This window comes from Pseudoalteromonas sp. CO325X, assembly GCF_004208955.1.
GTDB lineage: Bacteria > Pseudomonadota > Gammaproteobacteria > Enterobacterales > Alteromonadaceae > Pseudoalteromonas > Pseudoalteromonas ruthenica.
Genome location: NZ_SGPG01000004.1, coordinates 117,342 through 124,182, shown reverse-complemented (window position 1 = coordinate 124,182; position 6,841 = coordinate 117,342). Strand labels below are relative to the sequence as shown.

Here is a 6,841-nt window from a genome sequence, read left to right as displayed (position 1 = left end):
TCGATGCTCAGAGATGGGGTAATGTGGGAAGCGCCAAAAGCTTAAAAAGAGCTATTGACGCCATAGTCTCTTGTTAGCATTTTTAAGGTATTACAGGGCATGTTGCTTTATCAGGAAATTCATTTTTCGTCTCATGATACGCCATGTGAACATAATGTAGCTTCCAGTAACCATCCACATTCAATAGCTCAAAATTCAAGGTCGTAGGATCTCCCTCTTTGTTGTAGCCTGAAACAGTTAAACAAGATTTTTCACCTTTTACCTTTTCATAGTATCGAATTTCTTTTAAAACAACAGAGTCAACAGATGAAAAGAAAGGAAAAAACTCATTAAAACTTTCATCTCCTTTCTCTCTGTGAAAGCGAGTTTGGTTATAAGGGCTTAACATATGAAGTGCATCTTCATAGTTTTTCACCTTTAATGAGGTTAAAAACTGTTTATATTGTTGATAAGGTGAAGTACTATTTTCAACCGTATTTGCACAGGATGTTATAAACCCAAACAAACTAATAATTAATAATTTTTTCATTACTAATGACCCATTATTCGCTTTAATTCCATTTCGTATGCAGCATGCCTACCTTTCAGCGCTCTAGCTGCTCTACATAAAAGACCTGAACATGAAAGAATGAGTTCTTCAATATTAAAGGAGCCAGAAATTGACATACCTGCAGCACCAACAAAATTAAATGTTGCAGTATACTTAATGTCATTACCGTCACCTTTTGTAAAAGTAATAGATGCGTTTTTAACTTTCGCCCCTAATCCCTGCAAAGCGCTATCTCCTTTAAATGTTAGCATACCTGCACTTCCTGATAATGTAGCATTCCCACTTGAATCAATTGTTAATTTATAATTCCCTTTGCTTTTTACTATTTTAGTCGTTACTCCTTTATTCTTTGAATAAGCTACCTCTAATAGTTTTGCAATGGTTATTTTTACTTCTACTTGTTTAGGCATTATATACTCCTTGTATTTGCCTTGGTTGAAATGCTAACAGCTTATTAGCATGCATTTCGGGTTAAACCAAATAACCTTTGGCTACTGAACCACGCTAACGTTCATTTATTGTTAATAAAGTCATTAATTTAGCAGCTGAGTGTCGCCATGTCGATACGCAGTTGTGTGGTTGAAAACGCGCAATGAGATAATCGTGCCGAATTTGGCTCGTTATGCAAACAAACAAATGCCTTAATTTCAAAAAGTTATAGGTAATATTGACTTATTCGTGCCTGATATTACTTTACATAACGTGCCTTGTTTTTGCTTCTTTGATATATACCATCTATAACTGTACATATACACAGCTCATTGTGATATTATCATGTCTTCGTCTCCATTTTTAGAATCGGTAAGCGCTGAGCTAAGAACAAGACGTTACAGCTTAGGAACGGAAAAGCCTACTTAATGTGGATAAGGGGTTTTAAACTTTTAAATGGTTAAACATACTCAGATCTCTGGCGCTGCCTAGCGGAGCAGCGCAACCTATCGCGCTATTCACCCTCTATTAATACCCCTTTTCTATAATTGCGTTTTTATTCTCGCTATTGTTAATTATGAAGCGTTTAGCCATTGTTACCGCCGTTCTGACTCTTGCCGCCTGTCATGTTGCTACCGCACCAAGCGGTGAATCCCCACCAGCAGAAACTCCCACACCGACCCAATGTACCCAAGCTAATCTCAATGCAATTGAGCAGCTAGCCAGTACCAGCGATGGCAGCGGGCACGGCCCGGATATTGGCACTACGGTATGGGCAAACAGTGTGGAGTATCGTTTAGATATCAATAACCATGCAGATAAGCCGCCATTATTAACACCGAAGTGGTGCCAATGGGTGGCAAGCCAAGCGAACACCTCTGCCAGCTTTAACTGTGAGCAAGCACACAGTGATATCGCCCGCCAAGTATGTCAGTCGCCAAGGCTGAGTGAGTTAGATGCGCAATTGGCCGACACCTTCGAAAAAGCACTGGCACAATCCGATAGTGATAAACATAAAAGCACGTTACGGGCCATGCAACGTGGTTGGATAAAAGGCCGCGATGCGTGCTGGCAAGCAGATAACGTAAAACAGTGCATTATTGATGCCTATCAGCATCGCAACGCTTCACTGCAAGTGCAGTATCAACTCACCACGGCTGTGGACCACCTTCAGTATGATTGCGAGGGCAAACAGGTAAGTGTTGATTTTTATGATACCACGCCACAATTTATTGCCCTGCGCGAGGGTGAGCAACAATGGCTGATGCAGCGCGTGATAGCCGCCAGTGGCGCTAAATACCAAGGCCGCAATCAGGTTTTTTGGCAAAAAGGCGATAGTGCCTTTGTGCAATGGCAGTACAACACGCCCATGCAGCAGTGCACATTACGCTAAGCAGGCTCCGACCATACCGCAAACTCATTACCACTGGGCTCCACAAAGTGAAACCGTCGCCCGCCTGGAAAGTCGAATAACGCTGTGGAGATCTCGCCTCCCGCTTGCTCTATCTTAGCTTGGGTTTGCGCAATATCGCTGGAATAAAAAACCAATAATGCGCTGCCTTTGCTGGTCTGAGCGTTTAAGTCGCTACGATAAAAGCCGCCATCGAGCCCTGCTCCGCTAAATGCTGTGTAATCTGGGCCGTAGTCAGTAAATTGCCATGCAAAAACATGGGTAAAGAATGCTTTTGTGGCCTCGAGGTCGCGCGCAGGGTATTCCACATAGTTCAGCATTTCGTGATTATTTTTCATCCTTGTCGCCTGCTATAAAACAAAAAAAGGTGCGCTAAGCATAGCGCACCTTTTTTATTGGTTCTACTGGGTTGCGTATTAACGCATTAAGGCCCTATTGGCCTTTATCTTGTTGCTCAATCTTGGCCCAAGAATCACGTAGCCCTACGGTTTGGTTAAACACTAAGTGTGAAAAGTGATCGTCACGGCAGAAATACCCGGTACGCTCAAACTGATACCCTTTTAGGGCAGCCGCTTCGCTTAGGCTAGGCTCTAATTTGGCATTTTTAACCACTTTTAGTGACTCTGGGTTAAGGGCATCGGTAATGTCCTCTGCCGCACCTGGGTTAGGCACATTGAATAAGCGGTCGTACTGGCGCACTTCGGCTTCAATACAATGGCTGGCACTCACCCAATGAATAACCCCTTTAACCTTGCGGCCATCAGCCGGGTTTTTGCCTAGTGTTTCCGGGTCATAAGAGCAATAAATGGTGGTGATATTGCCTTGCTCGTCTTCGTCAATGCGCTCTGCTTTAATCACATAAGCGTTACGTAAACGCACTTCTTTGCCTAGCACTAAGCGCTTAAACTTCTTATTCGCTTCAACACGGAAGTCTTCGCGTTCAATGAACACCTCGCGGGTAAATGGCAACTGACGCGAACCCATTTCTTCTTTGTTCGGATGATTAGGCGCATCGAGCATTTCCACTTGCTCTTGTGGGTAATTTTCGATCACGACGCGCACCGGGTCTAATACCGCCATGGCACGTGGCGCGTTTTCATTTAAATCATCGCGAATACAGGCTTCAAGCATGCCCATTTCTACTAGGTTATCTTGCTTGGTTACACCAATGCGCTTACAGAATTCACGGATAGAACCTGGGGTGTAACCGCGTCGGCGTAGCCCGGCTATCGTCGGCATACGCGGGTCGTCCCAACCATCAACATGACCATCGACCACCAACTGATTAAGCTTACGCTTACTCATAATGGTGTACTCAAGGTTCAGTCGTGAAAACTCGATTTGCTGTGGGTGGCACTCAAGGCTGATATTATCTAACACCCAGTCGTATAAACGGCGGTTGTCTTGGAACTCCAAGGTACACAATGAGTGGGTAATGCCTTCAAGCGCATCGCTAATACAATGGGTAAAGTCATACATTGGGTAAATGCACCACTTATCACCGGTTTGGTGGTGGTGGGCAAAACGAATGCGATAAATAATCGGGTCGCGCAGCACCATAAAGGAACTGGCCATATCGATTTTGGCTCGCAGTACACACTCGCCCTCTTTGAACTCGCCGTTTTTCATTTTTTCGAATAACGCTAGGTTCTCCGCCACAGAGGTGTCGCGATAAGGGCTGTTTTTACCTGGCTCTTTTAACGTGCCACGGTACTCGCGAGCTTGCTCTGGTGTTAAGAAACACACATAAGCGAGGCCTTTTTCAATAAGCTCAACAGCGTACTGATACAACTTGTCAAAGTAGTTAGAAGAGTATTGAATCTCACCGCTCCACTGAAAACCCAACCAGTTCACGTCTTCTTTTATTGAGTTCACATAGTTGATGTCTTCTTTTTCTGGGTTGGTATCATCAAAACGCAAATTACACAGCCCGTTGTAGTCTTGTGCAATGCCAAAATTCAGGCAAATAGACTTGGCATGGCCAATGTGCAAAAAGCCATTTGGCTCGGGTGGAAAACGCGTGTGCGTTTGCTGATGTTTGCCTGAGGCTAAATCTGCGTCAATGATGTTACGAATAAAGTTCGTTGGGCGATTCTCAATCTCCGCCATTGGGATACTTTCCTCTGAATTCTGCGTGACTTATAACCCACGCATTATGACAAATACTGCGCTTAACTTACAGCTTTTAGTAAGGTCACACCAGCTTTAATTCAACGGTGTTGCCGTCTGGGTCAAGAATGTATAAAGAACGACCAAAACCAGTGGCCCCGTAGCGCTCAGCGAACTGCAACGACTGGTTTACGCCTTTGGCTTTTAAGGTGCGGATCACCGCCTGTTCGCTCGCGGCGCTGATTTGCAAGCAAAAATGCGCCAGTGGCGAGGTGCGCACCTGCACCGGTTGCTTGCTATCTAAGCTACCCTGAGTGCTAAGAATATCAATCAGGGCCTGGCCGGCGCGCAACTGATACAACCCCTCTTGCTCCAATACGCGCTCTAACTGAGCGCCAAGTACTTCCTCGTAAAATGCGCACATGCGAGGTACATCATCGGTGCGCAGCACAACATGGTCTAGCCCGTGTAATTGCATTGAATGCTCCTTTTATTGATTAGGATCTAATCACTGTGCGTCACGCTAAGCTATGCTACAGAGACATTCATTACAACGCGAAAGGAGCCGTGATGCAATTGCATACTGCTGCAGATTTAATGACCCCAGCGCCGCTTACCGTAACCGCTGATGCCTCGTTGCATGATGCCCATGCATTAATGCGTGAGCACAATATTCGCCATATTCCCGTTACCGATGAGCACGGCACACTTATTGGCATGCTGACGCAAAAACTGATGATTGCCCAAGTGATGCGCATTATTTCAGTGTTTGGTGCACCGGCACTTGAGCGCAAAGAGAAGCAAACGCAAGTGGGCGATATCATGCTTCAAGATTTTGATACCGTGGCCCCCGGTGATGCTTTAAGTGATATCGCTGAGTTTTTTCTCAATAACCGTCATGGCTGTATGCCGGTGGTTGAGGAGCAAAAACTGCTCGGCATACTCACCTCTTCAGACTTTGTGCGCCTAAGCGTTGAGCTGTTGAAAAAGTAATAAAAGTTTAATCTAGCGCAACATCGCTGACATTTATCTGCCCTACACTTGAGGCGAATTTAACAAACCTAGGAACAAGGAATAACCATGGCTTCACAGAATCAACATCGCGTTTATATACCGACCAATGCTCGCGCCAACCAGTATATTCTCGCCGAGTTTAAACCGGATGATGATTTTTACGCCTGCTTTAGCGATTATCGCAGCGCATATCAGCGCGTTGCCCGACAACTGTTCGCGTTATGTGACGATGCCGAGCTCTACAATGTGCACATGCTGGTCAACGACAAGCTGCCCATTGTGCGCTTTCATGAAGAGGCATATTGCTTAGAGACTCAACGTCAGCAGCTGTTTTTTTATAATCCGCGATATCACGAGGCTCATCAGCTACATGGCTGCTGCGAAAGCCGAGCACGCAAAGTACGGTTGCTATTCCTCGCTACAGGTGAAGACATTCGTGCCCATTCTGCCGATTTTCACCGCCGCGTTGCCAAGGTGCTAAGTGCACTGCAAGAGCAACTTCCCGGCGACGCCAACAAGTTGAAAGTGCGAGACCATCAGCACCTAACCTATGATTTGTTCGCCCGCGCCAAAGGGCATAAAGAGAGCTATGGATATAAACTTAGAGCACTGGCACCACGCTATGAAGCCCGTGGCTGCCCCTTACCCAGCCATCGCGACCTGACTTATGCGCGTTTTACTTTGCCACTCACACGGCAGTTAAAAACGCAGCTATTGGATGCCAGCGCCACGGATTACGGAAACTTTTATAGCCACATTGAAGATGCGTTTATCAGCGCCTGTGAAGCCAAGCGCCTACCGCGCCGCGCAATGGTGGCCAATGGCCGCACACCGCTTATTCGCCACCGTGATATCGACACCAGCGCTCACAATGAGGAACTGGAAAAGCTCAGCTTTGAACCCGGCAAAGGCGAAACCCAAAGTCACGTACTCTTTGATGCCGCCAACTTGGTACAGAGCATTGACTTTGTGATTGTTGCGGGCGTCGAGGATCATCATGATATGGGCTATGGCCGCTTTATGAATCAAGTCGAGAGCGTGATCAAGGCGCTGTGCAATAGCTTACAGGTGAACCCAGAGCGCCAAGATATCAACACCCGCTTTTATCAGCACCTGAGCTACAGCCTGTAACTGCACGATAAAAACAACAACAAGGCCGCTATTGGGCGGCCTTTTTTGTTGCTTGGCTCAGTCCCTTACCAGCCTAATTTAGCGTGTTATCCCCCTCCGCAAAAAAGACTTTTTTACGCTTTATATCAACACCTTAAAAGTAAACGAGATAGTTTACCTTGCTTACATACATTCATGTATGTATATTCCTGCTCTAG

At 45.8% G+C, this 6,841-nt stretch carries 8 protein-coding genes; 3 read left to right on the top strand and 5 right to left on the bottom strand.

Annotation, left to right across the window (positions count from 1 at the left end; all coding sequences use genetic code 11):
* Positions 1-82: 82 nt before the first annotated feature.
* Positions 83-529, bottom strand: coding sequence for a hypothetical protein (locus tag EXT46_RS02235; protein ID WP_130144966.1), 447 nt, complete (start codon positions 527-529; stop codon positions 83-85).
* Between the two features lie 2 nt (positions 530-531).
* Positions 532-960, bottom strand: a complete 429-nt coding sequence (locus tag EXT46_RS02230) for a hypothetical protein (protein WP_130144964.1) — start codon at positions 958-960, stop codon at positions 532-534.
* Positions 961-1,556: 596 nt separating this feature from the next.
* Here EXT46_RS02230 and EXT46_RS02225 point away from each other — a divergent pair.
* Positions 1,557-2,372, top strand: a complete 816-nt coding sequence (locus EXT46_RS02225) for an MliC family protein (protein WP_130144962.1) — start codon at positions 1,557-1,559, stop codon at positions 2,370-2,372.
* Here the strand turns inward: EXT46_RS02225 and EXT46_RS02220 are convergent.
* The 3 genes from EXT46_RS02220 to EXT46_RS02210 all read right to left on the bottom strand — a co-directional run bounded on the left by EXT46_RS02220 (position 2,369) and on the right by EXT46_RS02210 (position 4,977).
* Entirely contained in the window at positions 2,369-2,728 is a 360-nt protein-coding gene (locus EXT46_RS02220) for a VOC family protein (RefSeq protein ID WP_053911214.1), read from the bottom strand. The genes EXT46_RS02225 and EXT46_RS02220 overlap by 4 nt on opposite strands.
* 94 nt (positions 2,729-2,822) lie before the next feature.
* Positions 2,823-4,499, bottom strand: a complete 1,677-nt coding sequence (gene glnS / locus EXT46_RS02215) for a glutamine--tRNA ligase (RefSeq protein WP_130144960.1) — start codon at positions 4,497-4,499, stop codon at positions 2,823-2,825.
* Between the two features lie 85 nt (positions 4,500-4,584).
* Positions 4,585-4,977 (bottom strand): VOC family protein, encoded by a 393-nt coding sequence (locus EXT46_RS02210; protein WP_045978693.1) that lies wholly within the window; start codon positions 4,975-4,977, stop codon positions 4,585-4,587.
* A gap of 92 nt (positions 4,978-5,069) precedes the next feature.
* Here EXT46_RS02210 and EXT46_RS02205 point away from each other — a divergent pair, with 92 nt between their 5' ends.
* On the top strand, positions 5,070-5,492 hold the full coding sequence (locus EXT46_RS02205; RefSeq protein ID WP_130144958.1) for a CBS domain-containing protein: 423 nt from the start codon (positions 5,070-5,072) through the stop codon (positions 5,490-5,492).
* Positions 5,493-5,579: 87 nt separating this feature from the next.
* Positions 5,580-6,644: a DUF3083 family protein gene (locus EXT46_RS02200; RefSeq protein WP_022944015.1), complete on the top strand. Its 1,065-nt coding sequence runs from the start codon at positions 5,580-5,582 to the stop codon at positions 6,642-6,644.
* Positions 6,645-6,841 lie beyond the last annotated feature (197 nt).